Raw genomic sequence first — 18,202 nt, 5'->3', positions numbered from 1 at the left:
TCAGGCCCGGCGCACGATCCGCTCGGCGAGGAAACGCAGCGCGAGGTCGTAGCCGGTGATCCCGGCGCCCGCGATTACGGCCGTGGCCACCGGGGACACGTACGAGTGCGACCGGAACGCCTCCCGTGCATGGACGTTCGACAGGTGCACCTCGACGACGGGCACGGGCAGCGCGGCCAGCGCGTCGCGCAGGGCCACGGACGTGTGCGTGTAGCCGCCCGGATTGATGATCACTCCGCCGTGGCCGGTCATGGCCTCGTGGACGGCGTCGATGAGCACGCCCTCGTGGTTGCTCTGCCGCGCGTCCACCTCGAGGCCGAGGTCGGCGGCGGTGCGGCGGCATCGTTGCACCAGGTCGTCGAGGGTGTCGGTGCCGTAGACCTCGGGCTCGCGGCGCCCGAGGAGATCCAGGTTCGGGCCGTTGACGACCAGGACACGGCGAGGATCGCGCTGCCACTCCATCGGGGGTTCCTAACCACGCTGTTGTCATTCGGGGGTCAAGCGGACGGGTGGGGTGACCGATGAGGGGAGCAGCGCCCGCCGTGCTCACGGCGGGCGGCCTCCCCACCCGGACGGAGTCTGTATGAGGACGGTTCTGATCTGCGACGACCGGCGCAGTGTCCGCGAGGGCCTGACGCGCGTCATGTCCGCGGTGCCCGGTGTCCAGCGCATCGACTGCGTGTCCACCGCGGACGAGCTGCTCACCCGCTACGCCCGCCAGAGCGCGGACGTCGTGTTCGTGGGCACCCAGCGCGCGGTGGCCTCGGGCGCCGAGGCGACCCGTCGCCTCATGGCCGCGCACCCCCAGGCCAACGTCATGGTCTTCGGCGCCCCCGACGACGCCGGCAGCATCGCCGCCGCGATCGCGGGCGGGGCCCGCGGCTACCTGCGCTGGGACGCCTCGCGCCCCGAGCTGGTCGCCGCGCTCGCACACTCGGCCGTCGGCGCGGAGGCCGGCGCGATGCCGATGCAGCGCACCGCCTCGCCGGGCGCGGGCGTCAACCTCACCGAGCGGGAGATGCAGGTCCTGCGCGGGATGAGCCAGGGCAAGAGCAACGGCCAGATCGGCCGCGAGCTCTACCTGTCCGAGGACACGGTGAAGACCCACGCCCGCCGGCTGTTCCGCAAGCTCTCGGCCGCGGACCGCGCCCAGGCCGTCGCCCAGGGCTTCCGCTGCGGCCTCGTCTCCTGACCCCCGCGGTCGGGAGGCACCCCACGACGTCCCGCCGGGTCGGAGGCGGCAGGAGGTCGGGGAGGACACGCTGCGCGGTCACCGGCCGGTGTCGCTCGCTCGACGAGCGACACCGGCCGGTGACCGCCGTGCGGCGGTGTCAGGGACCGACGACGGTCCGGATGCGGTCGTCGCGCACCTCGGTGCGGGTGCGCCGGTGCGCGCCGAAGCGGTGGCGGATGCCGTCGGGGCCGGCGAGCCAGCCCTGGTAGGCGTCGAGGACCACCTCGCGGCGCTCGCCCTCGTCGTCGCGGACGGTGATCGTGTAGCGGGTGTCGCGCGCGAAGCGGAAGCGCGGTGCAGCGGGGGCGGTCGTGGCCATCGCCCGCGATCGTACGGGCACGGATCACCGGTGGGGTTCCCTCGAACGGAGCAGCTCCCGCGAAGGTGACCGAGGTCTCGGCGCCCTACCCTGCCGAGGCCCCCGATGCGCCGACGCGGAAGCGGTGTCGCCCTGTGACGGATCCTGCGCTCGCCCCCGACTCGGCCCCCGACGCGGTCCGGGCGGCGTGGGCCGCCGGGCGCGCGGCGCGCAACGGCTGGCTGACCGTCCCGGACCCGCACCTCGTCGAGGTCGTCGCGGCCCACGCGGCCGGCCGGGGCCTGCTCGACGCCGTCACCCTCGACCTGCAGCACGGGCTGTTCGACCGTGCCCGCAGCGCCGACGCCGTCCGCGCGATCGCCGCGCACGGGCTCGCGCCGCTGGTGCGGCTGCCCGCCGTCGACGAGGCCACGGTCGGGTTCGTGCTCGACCTGGGCGTGCGGGGCGTGATCGCGCCGATGGTGTCCGACGCGGCCGCTGCCCGCGAGCTCGTCGCCGCGTGCCGGTACCCGCCGGTGGGCCGCCGCTCGTTCGGGCCGGTGCGCACGGCCCTGCGTCCCGGCGACGACCCGGTCGCGGCCGCCGACACCGTGCTCGCCCTCGCCATGGTCGAGACGGCCGACGCGCTCGACCGCGCCGACGAGATCGCCGCGGTGCCGGGGCTGGACGGCCTGTTCGTCGGTCCCGGGGACCTCGGCGTCGCGCTCGGGATCGGGGCGGCCCAGGACCGCGAGGAGCCGGCGATCCACGACGCGTTCCGGCGCGTGCTCGCCGCCTGCGCGGCGGCCGGGACGCGCGCCGCGGTGCACGCGACCCGGCCGGAGTACGCGGCCGCCCGGGCCGCCGACGGGTTCGCGCTGGTCACCGTGTGGTCGGACGTGCCCGCGATCCTCGGCAGCCTCGACGGGGTGCGGGCGGCGTTCGAGGCCTGATCGTGGAAGCGGACCGTTCCTGTCCGCCTCGCCGGGCACACTGGCGGCGTGCTCGAGACGTCCGCCCGCCTGCTGCGCCTGCTCTCGCTGCTCCAGGCCCGCCCGGAGTGGACGGGGCCGGAGCTCGCCGAGCGCATGGGCGTCACCACCCGCACCGTGCGCCGGGACGTCGACAAGCTGCGCGGCCTGGACTACCCGGTCGAGGTCGACTTCGGGCCGGGCGGCGGTTACCGCCTCGGCGCGGGCGCGGCGCTGCCCCCGCTGCTGCTCGACGACGACGAGGCCGTCGCGGTGGCGGTGACCCTGCGGACCGCGGCCGGCTCCGGGGTGGCGGGCACGGGGGAGACGGCGCTGGCGGCGCTGGTCAAGCTCGAGCGCATCCTGCCCGCGCGGCTGCGGCACCGGATCGCCGCGATGCCGGTGGCGACGGTGGCGCCCCGCGTCGCGCCGTCGGTGGACGCGTCGGTGCTGGCCGCCGTCGGCGGCGCCTGCCGGGACCGGCGCGTGCTGGAGATCGACTACACGGCCCGCGACGGCACGCCGACCCGCCGGCGCATCGAGCCGATCCACCTCGTCGCGTGGGGGCGGCGCTGGTACCTGGTGGCCTGGGACCGCGACCGCGAGGACTGGCGCACCCTGCGCGTCGACCGCCTCGTCCCGCGCCTCGCCCCCGACGGCCTGCCCACCGGGCCCCGGTTCGCGCCGCGGGAGATCCCCGGCGGCGACCCGGCGGCGTTCGTCGCCGACCGCGTCGCCGACGTCCGGCCCTTCCGCTGCGTGGTGCGCGTCGCGGCGCCGGCGCCGCAGGTGCGCGCCACGATCTGGACCGACCAGGTGCGGGTCGACGAGCTCGGCCCGCAGGAGTGCCGCGTGTCGCTGGCTTCGGACGACGCGCGCTCGGCGGCGCTGATCCTCACCGGCCTCGACGCCGACTTCGTCGTGGAGTCCCCGGACGCGCTGGTCGACGAGCTGCGCCGGGTCGCGGACCGCTACACCCGGGCCGTCGGGCGGCCGGCTCAGCCGGCTCAGCCGATCGTGCCGCCCACCAGCCAGCCGATCCCGTAGGTCACGGCGAGCCCGAGCGCGCCCCCGAGCACCACGCGCGCCACCGCCCGTCGCGGTGTCGCCCCCCCGAGGCGGGCGCCGAGCCAGCCCGCGAGCCCGAGGGCGAGGAGCACGACGGCGACGGTCACCGGCACCCGCCAGGTCGGCGGCGTCGCGAGCACGGCGACCAGCGGCAGCAGCGCGCCGATCACGAACGAGACCGCCGAGGCCCCGGCGGCGCGCCAGGGGCTGGTCAGCTCGTCGGGGTCGAGGTGCAGCTCGGCCTCGAGGTGGGCGCCGAGCGCGTCGTGCTCGGTGAGCTCGATCGCCACCTGCCGCGCGGTCGCGGGCGAGAGGCCCTTGCCCTCGTAGAGCGCGGCGAGCTCCGCGAGCTCCTGCTCGGGGGCCTCGTGCAGCTCCCGGGTCTCCTTCGCGAGCTGGGCCCGCTCCGCGTCGCGCTGGCTCGACACCGACACGTACTCGCCGAGGGCCATCGACACCGCGCCGGCGACGAGACCCGCGATCCCCGCCGTCGCGATCGGACCGCGCTCCACGGTCGCGCCGGCGACGCCGACGACGAGGCCGGCGGTGGAGACGATGCCGTCGTTGGCGCCGAGCACCCCGGCGCGCAGCCAGTTCAGGCGCTGGGACAGCTCGCCGCCGTGCGGTTCCGGGTGGACGGGGGCGTCGGCGGACATGTCCCCAGGCTCCCATGGAGACTGGAACGGTTCCAGAAAGCTGAGCCTCGCCTTGGTAGGGCGTGTCTCCCGCTGCACCGGTCTGCAGGATTCACGGCGATCCGTCGCCGCGAGGCGCACGATGGAGGAGCCGGGCCGCGCGCATCGGGGACGCCCGACCGGCAGGAGGAGGCGCCGTGGACACCGACGATGCCCGCACGGGGGACGACGGCCGGGACGGCCCGGAGGGTCGCCACGCCCGGGACGGGTCGCCCGCTCCGACCGGGCCCGGAGGGCTGCGCGTCGGCGACGCCGACCGGTCGGCCGCCCTCGACGCCCTGGGGGAGCACTTCACCGCCGGGCGTCTCGACGTGGAGGAGTTCGGCGACCGGTCGGCCCTGGCGGCCGGGGCGGTGTACCGCGCGGACCTCGAGACGCTGTTCACCGACCTGCCCGCGCCGCACCCGCCGCTGCCGCACGCGCCCGTGCCCCCGCCCGCGCCGAGCGCCGAGCCGCGCCCTCCCGCGGTGCGCCAGGGGCGCACGCCCGCGGCCGCGCCGGCCGTGGGCATGGGGCTCGCGCTGCTGCTGGTGATGGTGCTGCCGGTGCTCGCGCTCTCGGCGGCGATGACCGGCTCGGTCGGCGGGCTGCTCGTGCTGCCGCTGCTGTTCGTCCTGCTCGGGCACGCCGGGCACGCACGACGCCGGCGGTGGGACGGGCGCTGGGACGGGCGCTGGGACGGCGGCCCGGACGGCCCTGAGAACTCGTCCGGGAGGGACTGGCGCGAGCGCGCGGGATGAGGTTAGGCTTGCCTCATCGCTGCGCGGGTGTTGTGGTGGCGCCCAGCGGCAGCGGCGAGAGGTGGGCCCCGGCTCGAGGGATGAGCCCGGGCCCACCGACCTCACCTGCTTACCACGCTTCCCCGGCCGGCGCCGCCAGCGCGCGCGTCGTCCGCGAGCCCGAGCGCGGCAACGCAGCCGTGCACCGCGCGCTCGCGAAGGCCGGGTTCACCGCCGCCGGCGTCGTGGCGCTGCCCCACAAGACGGCCCTGCTGCACGTCCGGGACCGCGCGGTCGGGTGACCCGCGCCTCGCGGACCGCGTCCGACGTGCCGCCCGCGACCGGTCAGGGAAAGCTGGAGGGTGATGCGGACCATGGAACGGGTCGTGCTGCTCGACGAGTCGGGCGCGGTCGCGGGGTCGGCCGCGAAGGCCGACGTCCACCACGACGCCACGCCCCTGCACCTCGCCTTCTCCTGCTACGTGTTCGACGCCCGCGGCGAGCTCGTCGTCACCCGGCGTGCGCGCAGCAAGGCCACCTTCCCCGGGGTCTGGACCAACTCCTTCTGCGGCCACCCGGCGCCGGGCGAGGCCATGGACCTCGCCGTGCGCCGCCGCGCGCGCCAGGAGCTGGGCATCGAGATCGACGGGCTGCGCCTCGTGCTCCCCGGCTTCCGCTACCGCGCCGAGCAGGGCGGGGTCGCCGAGAACGAGATGTGCCCGGTCTTCGTGGCCAGCACCGCCGGCGCGCCCGGCGAGCCGGACCCGGGCGAGGTCGACGAGGTCCGCACCGTCGCGTGGGCGCCGTTCCGCGACGACGTGCTCGCCGGCAGCTGGCCCGGGATCTCGCCGTGGTGCGCCGACCAGGTCCGCGCGCTCGCGCCACTCGGGCCCGACCCGGAGCACTGGGCGGCGGGCGACCCGGGCGCGCTGCCGCCGGCCGCGTTCCTGGCGGACTGACGACGACGCCGCGCCGGGACCGATGATTCCCCGGCGCCGCGGGGGTTCCACCGGGTGAGGACACGCACCGACACCCGAGGAGGACCCCATGTCCGACGCCGAGCACGCGATCCGCGACTTGGTCGAGCGCTGGGCCCGCGCCGTCCACGCCGGTGACCTCGACACGGTGCTCGCCGACCACAGCGGCGACGTCGTCATGTTCGACGTCCCGCCGCCCCACGACGGCGTGCGCGGGATCGAGGCGTACGCGCAGACGTGGCCGCCGTTCTTCGACTACCAGGCGAGCGGGGCCTGCTTCGAGATCGTGGAGCTGGAGGTCACCGCCGGCGACGACGTGGCCTTCGCCCACGCCCTGCTGCGGTGCAACACCCCCGAGGGGCTCGCCGCGCACCCCACGCAGCGGCTGCGCCTGACCCTCGGCCTGCGCCGGGAGGGCGGGCGCTGGGTGGTCGCGCACGAGCACCACTCGTTCCCCGACGAGACCCCGATCCCCGAGCAGGACGAGGAGGCGGTCCGCGCCGTGCACCGGCGGTGGGCCGCCGACACCGCCGCCGGCGACCTCGAGGCGCTCGTGGCCCCGATCGCCGACGACGTCGTCTCCTACGAGCACGCCGGGAAGATGGCCTACGTCGGCAAGGACGAGGTGCGCGAGGTGTGCCGGGCGGGGCTGGAGTCCTCGCCCGGGCCGGTCGACTGGACGATCCCCGACCTGCGCGTCGTCGCGAGCGGCGACCTCGCCGTGTCGTGGGGGATCGACGAGATCACCCCCGCGGACGGCGAGAGCGTCCGCTCGCGCGGCACGCGCGTCTTCCGGCGCACCGAGGACGGCTGGCGGATGGTCCACCAGCACCTCTCGTTCCCGGCCGAGGCGTGAGCTCCGGATCAGGGTCGGGGCGCGCCCGGGTAGGTCCCGAACTGCCAGTTGTTGCCCTCGGGGTCGCGGATCGCGGTGTCGTGGGAGCCGTAGTCGGTGTCGTGGGGCGGGCGGACGACCTCGCCGCGCCCGTCCTCGCGGACCCGCGCGGCGACGGCGTCGACCTCGGCGGCCTCGGCGACCACGACGTACGCGCTGAACGCGCCGGACGGCGTCGCGCGGTCGTCGGACCCGGGGCGGCGCTGGCCCATCATGATCCCGCCGCCGGCGGGCCAGGCGAGCTCGGCGTGCTGGACCACGCCGTCGTCGTCGGTGTAGGCGACGACCTCGACGAACCCGAGCACCTCGGTGAGGTAGGCGAGCTGCCCGCGGGCGTCGTCGGCGGCGAGGGTGGGCCAGACGGTGGGCGGTGGGGTCTTGGCGTCGGTGGCGTCAGTGGTGTCGGTGGTGTCCATGCCGCTCACGGTGCCTCCCCGGGCGTCGCCGCGTCTTGGACGTTCCCGATCTCCTCGGCGAGCCAGCGGGTGGGCGAGCAGCCGGCGAGCGCGCCGAACTCCCGGGTGAGGTGCGCCTGGTCGGCGTAGCCCCCGTCGGCGGCGATGTCGGCGAGACGCAGCGCCTCCCCGGCGAGCGCCCGGGCGGCGAGGCGGCGCCGCGCGCGGTCGAACCGCGCCATGCGGCCCGCGACCTTCGGCGCCACCCCGAGCTCGGCGCGGAACCGCTGGCCGAGGTGCCGCTCGCTCCACCCGACCTCGTCGGCCAGCGCGCGCACCGGCACCCGGCCCCCGGAGCCGACGACACGCCGCCACGCCCGCCGGACCTCGGGCGCCACCGACGGCTCCCCCGACCCCGCGAGCGCCCGGCACAGCACGTCGTCGAGCGCGGCGAAGCGCCCGGCCCAGCCGTCGGCCTCCCCGACCTGCTCGTGCAGCTCGCGGGCGAGCGCACCGAGGACCGCGTCCCCGTCGACGGTGATGCCGGCGAGCTCCGACGCCGGGCGGCCGAGCAGCGCGCGGGCGGCCAGCGGGTCGAGCACGACGTGCAGCCCGGACTGCCGGCCGTGGTGGACGATCGTCTCCGGCGTCGTGTGCAGGCCGCCGATCGCGACGTCGCGTGTCACCAGCGAGCCGTCGGGCGCCCGCATGGTCAGCGGGGTGCCGAAGGTGACGATGAACGTCAGGTACGGCGAGGGCAGCCCGCGGTGGGTGCCGGGGTCGGCGTGCAGGTCGTAGCCGTGGTAGCCGACGTGGCCGGCCAGGGCGCCCGCCGGGCGCCCGACGCGGGCATCCGCCTCCTCGGCCACCGTGCCAGTCTGGCGTCAGCGGCCGTCGTAGTCGACCGCCACGGACGCGCTGGTGGGGCGGGCCTGGCAGGTCAGGACGCGACCGAAGGCGACCTCGTCGTCGGTCAGGGCGTGCCGGACGGCCATGTGCACGGTGCCTGCGGTCAGCGACGCCGCGCAGGTGCCGCACGCCCCGCCCGCGCACGAGTACGGCGCGTCGACGCCCGCCCGCACCGCCGCGTCGAGGACGGTCTCGTCGGGGCCGCAGTCCACGTCGGTGGTGGTGCCGTCGAGGGTGACGGCGACGGTCGCGGCGGTCGCCCCCTCGACGGGCCCCGCCGGCGCCGCGGCGGTGAACAGCTCGCGGTGCACGCGGTCGGGGTCGACGCCCTGCTCGGCGAGGCCGTCGGTGAGCGCCTCGGTGAGCGCCTCGGGCCCGCAGAGGAACCAGCCGTCGACGTCGTCGGGGCGGTGCACGTGCGCGAGCACCCGGGCGGGGTCGAGGCGGCCGGCCTCGACGGTCTCCCACCGCGCGGCGTCCTCGGGCCGGTCGTCGGGGACGGCGTCCTCCCGCGAGCGCACGTGCACGAGCCGCAGCCGGCCCTCCGCGCGCGCGACCAGCATCGACAGCTCGTCGGCGAACATCGTCGAGGCGCGGTCGCGGTTGCCGACGAGCAGCGTCACCCGCGACGAGGGCTCGGCGTCGAGGATCCCCGCGACGATCGGGAGCACCGGGGTGATGCCGCTGCCCGCCGCGACGGCGACGATCCGCCGGCCCGGAGAGAGCCCGGCGGGCGGCTCCGGGGTGAAGCGTCCCGACGGCGCGGCGACCTCGAGGGTGTCGCCGGCCGCGAGCTCCGAGCCCGCCCACGACGAGAACCGGCCGTCGGGCACCAGGCGCACGCCGATCCGGAGCACGCCCGAGCCCGCGGCGGAGCACACCGAGTACGTCCGGCGGACCTCCTCGCGGCCCGAGCCGTCGGGACGGTCCAGCCACGCGCGCACCGTCACGTGCTGGCCGGCGCGGTGCGCGAACGTCGCGGCGAGCTCGTCGGGGACCGTGAAGGTCACCGCGAGCGCGTCGACCGCGGCCCGGCGGACCTCCTCGACCCGCAGCCGGTGGAAGCCGGGCCGGACCTCGCCGGCCGGCCCGTCCATCCCGTCGGTGAGGCCCCGCCAGGCGCGGTACTCGGCGGGGGTGAGCTCGGTGCCCCACGCCGTCGCGATCGGGATGTCGCGCGCGAGGTAGTCGTCGCGGGTGTTCTCCCACGCGCGCACGTAGCGGTAGAAGGGGATCGTCGGGTGGATGTGGTGCACCAGGTGGTAGTTCTGGTACAGCATCACCGGCGTCATGAGCCACTCGCGCCCCACGCGCACCCGGGTCGCGCGGAACCGGTCGGCGCGCGCGGTGACGCCGAGGTCGTGGTGGGGCAGCCAGTCGAACCACCAGGCGAGCACCCCGATGCCCAGGCGCTGGGGCACGAGGTAGAGCAGCAGCAGCGCGAGCCCGTGCCCCGTGGCCACCAGCGTCACCGCGACGGCCACCACGACCGCGAGGTTCACCAGCGCCCCGACGACCTCGCGGCGCGGGCGGCGCGCCATCCGCGGCCCGTAGAAGCGGAAGTACCAGCCGTCGATGGCGAGCCAGCGCAGCGGTCGCTGCCAGGCCGGACCACCCTCGACCCACGCGTCGGGGTCGACGAGGACGTCCTCGTTGGTGTGCCGGTGGTGCTCGATGTGGATGTAGCGCACCAGCGGGAACGTCGCCCACGCCGCGACGAACGGGATCGACAGGCGCCCGAGGACGTCGTTGACCCACCGCCACCGACCCGCGGCGTGGTGGGTCGCCTCGTGCAGCACCGTGAACATCGTGAAGGTGACCAGCGCCTGCGCCGGCACCGTCGCGGCCAGCCACCACCGGCTGACCTCGCCGTCCAGCGCGGCGAGCGCGAGGACCGCCGCGCCCACCCACAGCGCGAGCGAGGCGACCCAGAGGGCCAGGGTCGGCAGGGCGACGGTCGGCAGCGGGATGCCGGGGTCGGGCACCCCGCGGCGCACGGCCGCGGACTCCTCCTCGCTGAGGACCCGTGCGGGGGCCTCGCGCTCCCGGGCGTCGGCGGTCACGGTGTCCTCCCCAGGACGTCGGGTCGTCGGCGGCGACCACTCCAGTGAACGTCCGGGGCCGGACTGAGTCAATACGCTGTTTTTGTCTCAGAACGGGTCACGCCGTCGCCTCCGGGGCCGTCGGCGCCGGTCCATGGCGCGTCCCCGCGGAGCGCGAGAGGATCCCGCCGACACCCCCGAGCGCAGTGGATGGAGAGAGACCTGCCGTGATCCTCATCAACGTCAAGTGGACGGTGAAGCCGGAGTACGCCGAGCAGTTCCCGTCGCTCGTCAAGGAGTTCACCGACGCGGTGCGCCAGGAGCCCGGCAACATCTTCTTCGAGTGGTCGCGGCACCTCGAGGAGGAGAACACCTACGTGCTCGTCGAGGCCTTCCAGGACGGCGCGGGCGAGGCGCACGTCCAGTCGGAGCACTTCCAGAAGTTCGTCGAGCAGGCGCCCGACTGGGTCTCCCGGAAGCCGAAGATCATCAACGTGCAGGACGTCCCGCAGGACGGCTGGGGCGAGATGGGCGAGATCGCGCCCCGCTGACCCCCTCGCGCGGACCGGTCGGGGTCAGACCCCGACCGGCTCGCGCTCCGCGGCCCCCGCCCGCGTCAGCAGGCGCCAGGCGCCGAGCGCGGTGACGGCGAGGACGACGGCCCCGAGCACCGCGGCGCCCTGCATCCCGGCGGTGAACGCCTCGCGGGCCGCACCGACCACGGCGCCGTCCCCGCCCGCGTGGGCCAGTGCACCGCCGAGCGTCTCCTGGCCGGTGCGCGCGGTGAAGACGCCGGCCGCGATGCTGCCGAGCACCGCGGTGCCCAGCGCGCCCCCGAGCTCGTAGCCGGTCTCCGAGATCGCCGACGCGGCGCCGGCGCGGTCGGCGGGGGCGGCGGCGAGGATCAGGTCGTTGGTGAGCGCCTCGGCCAGCGCCACCCCGCCGCCGAGCAGCACGAACCCGCCGACCACGGCGCCCAGCCCGCCGAGCACCCCGACCAGCAGGAGGCCCACGCCGGCCAGTCCGAGCCCGACGCCGACCAGCGCGGGACCGGCGAACCGGCGCACCAGCCGCGTGGCGACGAGCGCCCCGGCGACCCCGGCGATCGAGCCCGGCAGCATCCACAGCGCGGCCTCGAGCGGCCCGAGCCCGAGCACCAGCTGCAGGTGCTGCGGCAGCAGCACGAGCAGGCCCACCAGGGCGAACACGCCGAGCAGGTTCGTCGTGACCGACACCGTGAACGGGCGCCGGGCGAACAGGCCCAGGTCGATGAGGGGGTGGGCGAGGCGGCGCTGCCGGCGCACGAAGACGACGCCGGCCGCGACGCCGGCCACCGCCGCGGCGACGGCGAGCGGCGTGACGCCCTCGGTCGCGACGGTCTTCACCCCGGCCACCACCGGCACCATCGCGGCCAGCGACAGTGCCGCCGAGGGCAGGTCGAACGGCCCCGGGTGCGGGTCGCGGCTCTCGGGCAGCACCCGGGGGCCGAGCGCGAGCAGCAGCAGGATCACCGGGACGTTGATCAGGAAGACCGAGCCCCACCAGAAGTGCTCGAGGCAGGAAGCCGCCGACCACGGGCCCGGCGGCGGCCCCGCCCGAGAACGCGGCGGACCACACGGCCACGGCGGTGGCCCGGCGCCGCGGCTCCGGGAACGCGGTCTTGATCAGCGAGAACGTCGAGGGCATGAGCGTCGCGCCGCCCAGGCCGAGCAGGGCGCGGGCGGCGACGAGCGTGCCGGCGGTCGGCGCGAACGCCGCGGCCACGGACGCGAGGCCGAAGGCCGCGGCGCCCCAGAGCAGCAGGCGGCGGCGCCCGATGCGGTCGCCGAGCGTGCCCATGGTGACGAGCAGGCCGGCGAGCACGAAGGAGTAGGCGTCGACGATCCAGAGCTGCTCGGCGGCGCCGGGGTCGAGGTCCTCGGTCAGGGCGGGCAGGGCCGTGCCGAGCACGGTCATGTCGATGCTGATGAGCAGCACCGGCAGCACGAGCACGGCGAGCGCGACCCACGGCGACCGGCGGGACATCGAGCCCTCCTCCTGAGTAGACCGTCCAGACGGTGCAGTTTGCGGCGGAGCCGAAACTACACCGGCTGGACGGTCTACTGTCAACGCCGTGCCTCGCCCGTCACAGCGCGACCGCATCCTCGACGCGTACACCGACCTCGTCGTGAGATCGGGTCCCGAGACGGTCACCCTCGACGCCGTCGCGGCCGCGGCCGGCGTCTCCAAGGGCGGGCTGCTCTACCACTTCGGGTCGAAGGAGGCCCTGCTCGACGGCCTGCTCGACCGCGCGAGGGAGCTCAACGACGCCGACCTCGCCACCGCGCGGACGGCGCCCGAGGGCATCGCCCGCTACTACCTGCGCACCTCGGTGACCGACCCCGCCGGCGACAGCCCCGTCTTCCGCGCCCTGGTCGCCCTGGTCAAGCTCGCGGCCACCGAGCCGCGCGCCGCCGACGCCACGCGCCGCTGCTTCGCCGTCTGGCGCGAGGCCATGGCCGAGGAGCTCGGCGACCCCCTCACCGCCGACATCGTCGCCGTGGTCGGCGACGGCATGTACCTGCGGGCCATCGTCGGCGACACCAGCGAGGGGCTCACCGGCGCGCTCGAGGAGGTGCTGCGCCGCGCCGGACCGCGCTGACGCCGGTCGTCGTGCCGTTCGTCCGCCCCCGGTGGCGGGCCACCGCGGGGGGGCGGGCCGCACGCGCGCTCGGCGGTCACCCGGGCGCGCCGTGGCGCGCGGGGAGTGCCGGCTCGGCCTGCGGGGCGTTTCCGCTGGTCGACGCGTCGTGACGGTGGCCGAGGACACGGTGTCGACCGCCCGCCGCGCCCGCACCCTGGAGACGTGGAGCAGCACGAGGAGCCCGGCGAGCTGTGGGACCGGTCCGGCGACCCCGCCGACCGGCCGTTCGACCCGGACGCCGAGCGCTGGGCCGGCATCGTCCGCGCCCTCGCGCTCGAGGACCCGCGCTTCGTGCGCCGGGTGACCTCCCCGGGACCGGGCGGCGCCGCCGTCGGCGACCTCATGATCGTCGTCGGGCTCGTCGCCACCGTGCTGCTCGGGGTGCTGCCCCTCGGCGTCGGGCTCCAGACGGGGATCGTGGCGCTGGTCGTCGTCGGCGCGGCGGGCACGCTGCTCCTGCCGGTCGGGGCCCCGCTGGCCGTGCGCGCGTTCCTGCGCCACGTGCGGCCCCTGATGCCGTAGCGCCGGACGCGCCCCTCAGACCGCCACGGCGTCGACCCGCCGCCGCAGGCTCGGCAGGTCGCGCACCACGATGCTGCGCCCGTCCTTCTGCAGCACGCCCTCGGCGACCAGCCGCGAGATCTCCCGGCTCGTCGTCACCCGGGTCAGGCCCACCATGAGCGCGAGCTCGTCCACCGGCGGGCGCACGCTCAGGCGCGCCGAGGTCCCCAGCGCGCCGTCGCCGTAGGCCTCGACGAGGTGCCCCAGCAGCAGGACCACGCGCTCGTGGGCCGGCAGGCCGTCGAGGAAGACGTGCAGGTGCAGCACCCGCTGCTTGCGGGCGACGCGGCGCACGACCTCCACGAGCAGCTCCGGGTCGTCGCGCGCGGCCTCCACGAGGACGTCGCGACCGATCGCGAGCACCTCGCACGCCGTCAGCGCGGTGGCCGACACCGGGTTCACGCCGCCGTCGAAGCAGACGCCCTCGCCGAGGCTCGCGCCCGGCTCCGCCCAGGAGATCACGCGCGTCGTGCCGTCCGGACGCAGCATGTGCACGCGCACCCGGCCGCTGGCGATGACGTGGAACGACGAGGACGGCTCGCCCTGGCGGTAGAGGTGGTCGCCCGCGCGGACGGGGCGGGGGACGCCGAGGGCCTCGATGCGCCGGCTCACCGCCCCGCTCTCGGCCAGGAGGAACGGGGAGACCGTCGGGTTGGGCACGACGCTGTGCGGGGCCATCGGCGTCCTCGATCCGTTCCACCGGAGGGCCGGCGGGGGTGAGGGGAGATTACGCACCGGACGGGCGCCCGGAAAGGGACGATCCGGACGCCCGTCCAGGAGCGTGCTCAGGCCGTCGCGGCGGCCGGCGAGGTCGTCTCGATCGAGGCGGCGTCCGTGTCGGGCAGGGCCAGGGTGCACAGCAGGCTCACCAGCGACAGGCCCGCGAGCAGGATGCCGATCGCGAGGCTCGACCCCAGCGAGGCCACCAGCGCCGTCGCGATCAGCGGCACCACCCCGCCGCCGAGGACACCGGCGAGGTTGTAGGCCATGCCCGCGCCGGTGTAGCGGTAGTGGGTCGGGAAGAGCTCGGGCAGCTGGGCGCCCTGCGGCCCGTAGGCGATGCCGACGACACCGAGCACCACCGCCAGGCCGAGGCCGAACGACCACGCCGTCGCGATGTCGAGGATCGGGAAGGCGATGATGCCGGCGACGACGGACAGCGAGTTCCCGATGATGATCATCTTCCGGCGCCCGACGCGGTCGGAGAGGATCGCGCCCGCGATCGTCGTCCCGGCGAAGACGAGGCCGCCGATGATGCCCATGGCGAGCACCGTGGTGCGCGGTAGTCCGAGGTTCTGGGTGCCGTAGCTCGTCAGGTACGTGACGCCGATGTAGAAGAACGCGAACACGGCCATCGTCGAGCCGGCGGCGAGCAGCACGCGGCGCGGATGGGTGGTGAGCACCTCCGCCACCGGCATGCGCGTGCTGACGTTCTTGTCGCGGGACCGGAACGCGGCGGTCTCCGTGATCGCCAGGCGCACGTAGAGCCCGACGGCGACGAGCAGGACGCTGGCGATGAACGGGACGCGCCAGCCCCAGGCCAGGAACGCCTCGTTGCTCATGGTCAGCGCCGTGGTGAGGAACGTGGCGCTGGCCAGGGCGAACGCGAGCGACGGGCCGAGCTGGGGGAACAGCGCGTACCTGCCGCGGGTCTTGCCGGGCGAGTTCTCCGCGGTGAGCAGCGTCGCGCCGGCCCACTCGCCGCCGACCGCGAGGCCCTGCAGGATGCGCAGGATCACCAGCAGGATCGGGGCCAGGATGCCGATCGTGCCGGTCGTGGGCAACAGGCCGATGGCGAGCGTCGACAGGCCCATGAGCAGCAGCGTCGTCACCAGCGTGCGCTTGCGGCCGAGCTTGTCGCCGAAGTGCCCGAACAGCACCGAGCCGAACGGGCGCGCGACGAACGCGACGCCGAACGTCGCCAGCGCGAGCGCGGTGCCCGCGGCGGCGCCGAGCTCGGGGAAGAAGACCTTGTTGAAGACGAGCGCGGCGGCGGTGCCGTAGATGAAGAAGTCGTAGAACTCGATCACCGTGCCGGTCATGCTCGCGATCGCGATGCGACGCATCGGTGGTGGCGCGCTGGTCAACGGAGGCCTCCTGAACGTTCGTACGGGCACTGGGAGTGTCCGGTCCAGGACGGCGGCGGTCTGTATCACACACTACAGACGGACGTCGTGTCGTGTGCTTGGTGAAGCACGTGCGGCGCGTGACCGGCGGGGCTCCACCGTTCGCCGTACGCTGCGCCCGGTGACCATCCTGGTGGCCGTCACGGACGACGGCCCGGGCACCGCGGCGCTCGAGGAGGCCGTGCGCGAGGGCGCGCGGCGCGGCACCGGCGTCGTGGCCCTCAACCTGCGTGCCGGCCCGCTCGAGCCCCCGTCCGCCGAGGGCGCTCCCGGCGTCACCGTCGTCGACCGCCTGCTCGGCGTCGAGGACGGCGATGCGGTCCTCGAGCGCCTGGAGGCGGACGCCGACATCGACCTGCTCGTCATCGGCGTCCGCCGTCGCAGCCCGGTGGGCAAGGCCCTGCTCGGCGACGTCGCGCAGCGCCTGCTGCTCGAGGCCGCCGTGCCCGTGCTGGCCGTGAAGGACGGTTAGGCCCCCTGCGGGCGCGCTCCCGCGTGGTGGATGTCGCCCACCAGCGCGGTGAGCACGTCGTCGAGGGCGACGACGCGGTCGGGGTCCGTGTCGTCGCCGGCGTCCCCGTCGCCCACCAGCGCGAGGTGCGCCCCGCTGCGCCGCATCCCCGCGAGCGCGTCGGCCAGCGTGCTCTCGGCGGCGAGCGTGGCGAGCGGGCGCACCAGCCGCTCGGGGACCGGCCTGTCGCGCGGCGGGGCCGGCGGGCCGAGCAGGTCCTTGACGTGCACGTAGCCGTGCCAGCCCCGCTCGTCGCGCAGCGGCAGCCGCGAGAACCCGTGGGCGTGGGCGAGCGCCTCGAGCTCGGCCACCGTCGCGTCCGGGCGCGCGGTGACGACGTCGTCGACGGCGACCGTCGCGAGCCTGGCCTCGGCGAACCCGAGCGCCCCGTGCACCAGCGCCGCCTCGTCGCGGTCGAGCAGGCCGTGGGCGCGCGACTGCTCCACGAGGTCGGCGACCTCGTCGCGGCTGAACGCGCTGGCCATCTCGTCGCGGGGCTCCACGCGCATCGCGCGCAGGGTGACGTTGGCCAGCCCGTTGAGCACCCAGAGGAACGGGCGCAGCACGGTCACGATCGCCACCAGCGGCGGGGTGAGCACCAGCGCCGCCCGGTCCGGCACGGCGAGCGCGATGTTCTTCGGCACCATCTCGCCGACCGTGACGTGCAGGTACACGACGATGAGCAGCGCGATCGCGAACGCCACCGGGTGCACCGCGGCCTCGGGCAGGCCGAGGGCGGCGAACGCCGGCTCGATGGCCGCGGCCACCGCCGGCTCGCCCAGCGCGCCGAGGCCCAGCGAGCAGATCGTGATGCCCAGCTGCGCGCCGGCCATCATCAGCGACACGTTCTCCATCGCGCGCACGGTGATCCGCGCGGCCCGTGACGTCGACGCCCGCGGCTCCAGCGAGGCGCGGCGCGCGGAGATCAGCGCGAACTCGGCGCCGACGAAGAACGCGTTGACCGCCAGCAGCACGACCGCCGTGGCGATCCCGGCCCCGATGCTCACGCGGTCACCGCCTCGAGGTCGAGCCGGACCGCCGTGACGCGCCAGCGCTCGGTGGCCTCCACGGTGATCCGCACCGGGCACTGCTCGACCTCGCCGAGCTCCTCGCCGGCGCGGGTCGCGGTGACGGTGACGGTGTCGCCGTCCTCGGGGACGCGACCGAGGTGCTCGGCGAGCAGGCCCGCGAGCGTGTCGTACTCGGGCGAGGACGGCAGCGTCCAGCCCAGGAGCGCGGACGCCTCGTCGGGGCGCAGGCGCCCGTCGGCGCGCCAGGAGCCGTCGGCGAGGCGCTCCCCGGGCGGGGTGCCGCGGTCGTGCTCGTCGCGGACGTCGCCGACGATCTCCTCGACGAGGTCCTCGAGCGTGACCAGCCCGGCGAGGTCGCCGTACTCGTCGACGACGAGGGCGAGCGGCACGTCGCGGGCGCGCAGCAGGGTCAGCAACCGGTCGAGGTCGACGGTCTCGGGGACCACCTCGACCGGGCGGACGCCAGCTCCTCGGTCGGCTCCACGCCGACGCCGCGCACGAGGACGTTCGAGGTGTTGTTGAGCAGCACCACGAGCGGGCGGGTCACGGTGGTGAACGCGCGCATGACGCCCTGGACGGCGCGGGAGGTGCGCAGCGGCTGGCTGATCGCGAGGTTCTTCGGCACGAGCTCGCCGAAGATCATCGTCACCGCGGTGGAGAGCACCAGGGCCACGGTCAGCGACACCGCCGACGCCGCGGCCCCGGACAGGCCCAGCGTCGTCAGCGGGCCGCGCAGCAGGCGCGCGATCGCGGGCTCGGCGAGGAAGCCGATCGCGAGGTTGGTGACGGTGATGCCGAGCTGGGCGGCGGAGAGCTGCGTGGACAGCGAGCGCAGGGCGGACAGCACGCCCCGGGCGCGGCGGTCGTGCTCGGCCTCGCGCTCCACCGTGGCGCGGTCGACGCCCACGAACGCGAACTCGGCCGCGACGAACACGCCGCAGGCGACGACGAGCGCCGCCGCCGCGAGGATCAGGAGGGCCTCGGTCACGAGGTGACCCGGGGCTCGGGCCGTCGGGGTCGCCGTCGGCGGCGGGTCATGGGCTCCTCGTCGAGGTGGACGAAACGGTCACCCGCGACAACGTACGGC

The 18,202-nt window shown here is 75.8% G+C and carries 22 protein-coding genes and 1 pseudogene; 11 read left to right on the top strand and 12 right to left on the bottom strand.

Annotated features, from left to right (window positions below; genetic code table 11):
* Nucleotides 1-462 (bottom strand): type II 3-dehydroquinate dehydratase, encoded by a 462-nt coding sequence (gene aroQ, locus PGB27_RS25680; protein ID WP_274203285.1) that lies wholly within the window; start codon nt 460-462, stop codon nt 1-3.
* Between the two features lie 121 nt (nt 463-583).
* Here aroQ and PGB27_RS25675 point away from each other — a divergent pair, with 121 nt between their 5' ends.
* Nucleotides 584-1,192 carry a response regulator transcription factor gene (locus tag PGB27_RS25675; RefSeq protein WP_274203284.1) on the top strand — a complete coding sequence of 203 codons (609 nt, stop codon included), beginning with the start codon at nt 584-586 and terminating at the stop codon, nt 1,190-1,192.
* Nucleotides 1,193-1,331: 139 nt separating this feature from the next.
* Here PGB27_RS25675 and PGB27_RS25670 read toward each other — a convergent pair whose 3' ends face one another.
* Nucleotides 1,332-1,553 carry a hypothetical protein gene (locus tag PGB27_RS25670; protein ID WP_274203283.1) on the bottom strand — a complete coding sequence of 74 codons (222 nt, stop codon included), beginning with the start codon at nt 1,551-1,553 and terminating at the stop codon, nt 1,332-1,334.
* A gap of 134 nt (nt 1,554-1,687) precedes the next feature.
* On the opposite strand from PGB27_RS25670, the gene PGB27_RS25665 reads away from it, so the two are divergent.
* Together PGB27_RS25665 and PGB27_RS25660 are read left to right on the top strand one after the other, a co-directional pair.
* Nucleotides 1,688-2,485, top strand: a complete 798-nt coding sequence (locus PGB27_RS25665) for an HpcH/HpaI aldolase family protein (RefSeq protein WP_274203282.1) — start codon at nt 1,688-1,690, stop codon at nt 2,483-2,485.
* Nucleotides 2,486-2,533: 48 nt separating this feature from the next.
* A complete protein-coding gene (locus tag PGB27_RS25660; protein WP_274203281.1) occupies nt 2,534-3,550 on the top strand; it encodes a helix-turn-helix transcriptional regulator in 1,017 nt (338 codons plus the stop codon).
* On the opposite strand, the gene PGB27_RS25655 is transcribed toward PGB27_RS25660, so the two are convergent.
* The gene (locus PGB27_RS25655; protein ID WP_274203280.1) at nt 3,511-4,227 is read right to left on the bottom strand and encodes a VIT1/CCC1 transporter family protein; all 717 of its coding nucleotides are present in this window, start codon (nt 4,225-4,227) and stop codon (nt 3,511-3,513) included. The two genes, PGB27_RS25660 and PGB27_RS25655, sit on opposite strands and share 40 nt — an antisense overlap.
* Nucleotides 4,228-4,403: 176 nt before the next feature.
* On the opposite strand from PGB27_RS25655, the gene PGB27_RS25650 reads away from it, so the two are divergent.
* From PGB27_RS25650 to PGB27_RS25635, 4 genes are all read left to right on the top strand, one after another.
* On the top strand, nt 4,404-5,006 hold the full coding sequence (locus PGB27_RS25650; RefSeq protein WP_274203279.1) for a DUF1707 SHOCT-like domain-containing protein: 603 nt from the start codon (nt 4,404-4,406) through the stop codon (nt 5,004-5,006).
* A gap of 80 nt (nt 5,007-5,086) precedes the next feature.
* Nucleotides 5,087-5,287: a GNAT family protein gene (locus tag PGB27_RS25645; RefSeq protein WP_274203278.1), complete on the top strand. Its 201-nt coding sequence runs from the start codon at nt 5,087-5,089 to the stop codon at nt 5,285-5,287.
* 72 nt (nt 5,288-5,359) lie between these two features.
* Nucleotides 5,360-5,944 carry an isopentenyl-diphosphate Delta-isomerase gene (gene idi / locus PGB27_RS25640; protein ID WP_274203344.1) on the top strand — a complete coding sequence of 195 codons (585 nt, stop codon included), beginning with the start codon at nt 5,360-5,362 and terminating at the stop codon, nt 5,942-5,944.
* Nucleotides 5,945-6,032: 88 nt separating this feature from the next.
* Nucleotides 6,033-6,818, top strand: a complete 786-nt coding sequence (locus tag PGB27_RS25635) for a YybH family protein (RefSeq protein WP_274203277.1) — start codon at nt 6,033-6,035, stop codon at nt 6,816-6,818.
* An 8-nt stretch (nt 6,819-6,826) separates the two neighbouring features.
* Here PGB27_RS25635 and PGB27_RS25630 read toward each other — a convergent pair whose 3' ends face one another.
* From PGB27_RS25630 to PGB27_RS25620, 3 genes are read right to left on the bottom strand one after another with little or no spacing between them, the layout of a single operon-like run.
* Nucleotides 6,827-7,273, bottom strand: a complete 447-nt coding sequence (locus PGB27_RS25630; RefSeq protein WP_274203276.1) for a VOC family protein — start codon at nt 7,271-7,273, stop codon at nt 6,827-6,829.
* A gap of 5 nt (nt 7,274-7,278) precedes the next feature.
* Entirely contained in the window at nt 7,279-8,121 is an 843-nt protein-coding gene (locus PGB27_RS25625) for an AraC family transcriptional regulator (protein ID WP_274203275.1), read from the bottom strand.
* A 15-nt stretch (nt 8,122-8,136) separates the two neighbouring features.
* Complete coding sequence (locus PGB27_RS25620; protein WP_332843876.1) at nt 8,137-10,224, bottom strand: fatty acid desaturase; 2,088 nt, start codon at nt 10,222-10,224, stop codon at nt 8,137-8,139.
* 206 nt (nt 10,225-10,430) lie between these two features.
* Here PGB27_RS25620 and PGB27_RS25615 point away from each other — a divergent pair, with 206 nt between their 5' ends.
* On the top strand, nt 10,431-10,754 hold the full coding sequence (locus PGB27_RS25615; protein WP_274203274.1) for a putative quinol monooxygenase: 324 nt from the start codon (nt 10,431-10,433) through the stop codon (nt 10,752-10,754).
* Nucleotides 10,755-10,778: 24 nt separating this feature from the next.
* Here PGB27_RS25615 and PGB27_RS25610 read toward each other — a convergent pair.
* A pseudogene (locus PGB27_RS25610) lies at nt 10,779-12,180 on the bottom strand (MFS transporter).
* A 136-nt stretch (nt 12,181-12,316) separates the two neighbouring features.
* On the opposite strand from PGB27_RS25610, the gene PGB27_RS25605 reads away from it, so the two are divergent.
* Entirely contained in the window at nt 12,317-12,844 is a 528-nt protein-coding gene (locus PGB27_RS25605) for a TetR/AcrR family transcriptional regulator (RefSeq protein ID WP_274203273.1), read from the top strand.
* A gap of 204 nt (nt 12,845-13,048) precedes the next feature.
* The gene (locus tag PGB27_RS25600; RefSeq protein WP_274203272.1) at nt 13,049-13,408 is read left to right on the top strand and encodes a DUF3040 domain-containing protein; all 360 of its coding nucleotides are present in this window, start codon (nt 13,049-13,051) and stop codon (nt 13,406-13,408) included.
* Nucleotides 13,409-13,423: 15 nt separating this feature from the next.
* Here the strand turns inward: PGB27_RS25600 and PGB27_RS25595 are convergent, their stop codons facing one another.
* The gene (locus tag PGB27_RS25595) at nt 13,424-14,125 is read right to left on the bottom strand and encodes a Crp/Fnr family transcriptional regulator (RefSeq protein ID WP_274203271.1); all 702 of its coding nucleotides are present in this window, start codon (nt 14,123-14,125) and stop codon (nt 13,424-13,426) included.
* A gap of 107 nt (nt 14,126-14,232) precedes the next feature.
* Nucleotides 14,233-15,489, bottom strand: coding sequence for an MFS transporter (locus PGB27_RS25590; protein ID WP_274203270.1), 1,257 nt, complete (start codon nt 15,487-15,489; stop codon nt 14,233-14,235).
* A gap of 205 nt (nt 15,490-15,694) precedes the next feature.
* Between PGB27_RS25590 and PGB27_RS25585 the strand changes: the two genes are divergently transcribed.
* Nucleotides 15,695-16,045: a universal stress protein gene (locus PGB27_RS25585; RefSeq protein ID WP_274203269.1), complete on the top strand. Its 351-nt coding sequence runs from the start codon at nt 15,695-15,697 to the stop codon at nt 16,043-16,045.
* Here PGB27_RS25585 and PGB27_RS25580 read toward each other — a convergent pair.
* Genes PGB27_RS25580 through PGB27_RS25570 form a run of 3 tightly spaced genes read right to left on the bottom strand, consistent with a single transcriptional unit; the run spans nt 16,042 to nt 18,103 of the window.
* Nucleotides 16,042-17,091 (bottom strand): hemolysin family protein, encoded by a 1,050-nt coding sequence (locus PGB27_RS25580; RefSeq protein WP_274203268.1) that lies wholly within the window; start codon nt 17,089-17,091, stop codon nt 16,042-16,044. The two genes, PGB27_RS25585 and PGB27_RS25580, sit on opposite strands and share 4 nt — an antisense overlap.
* The gene (locus PGB27_RS25575; protein WP_274203267.1) at nt 17,088-17,561 is read right to left on the bottom strand and encodes a transporter associated domain-containing protein; all 474 of its coding nucleotides are present in this window, start codon (nt 17,559-17,561) and stop codon (nt 17,088-17,090) included. Before PGB27_RS25575 ends, PGB27_RS25580 begins: the two co-directional genes overlap by 4 nt.
* Complete coding sequence (locus PGB27_RS25570; RefSeq protein WP_274203266.1) at nt 17,525-18,103, bottom strand: CNNM domain-containing protein; 579 nt, start codon at nt 18,101-18,103, stop codon at nt 17,525-17,527. Before PGB27_RS25570 ends, PGB27_RS25575 begins: the two co-directional genes overlap by 37 nt.
* Nucleotides 18,104-18,202: the final 99 nt, after the last annotated feature.

The organism is Actinomycetospora lemnae (genome assembly GCF_028737315.1).
Taxonomy (GTDB): Bacteria; Actinomycetota; Actinomycetes; order Mycobacteriales; family Pseudonocardiaceae; genus Actinomycetospora; species Actinomycetospora lemnae.
Note: the sequence above shows the minus strand (reverse complement) of the source record. Positions and strands in the feature narration are given on the sequence as shown.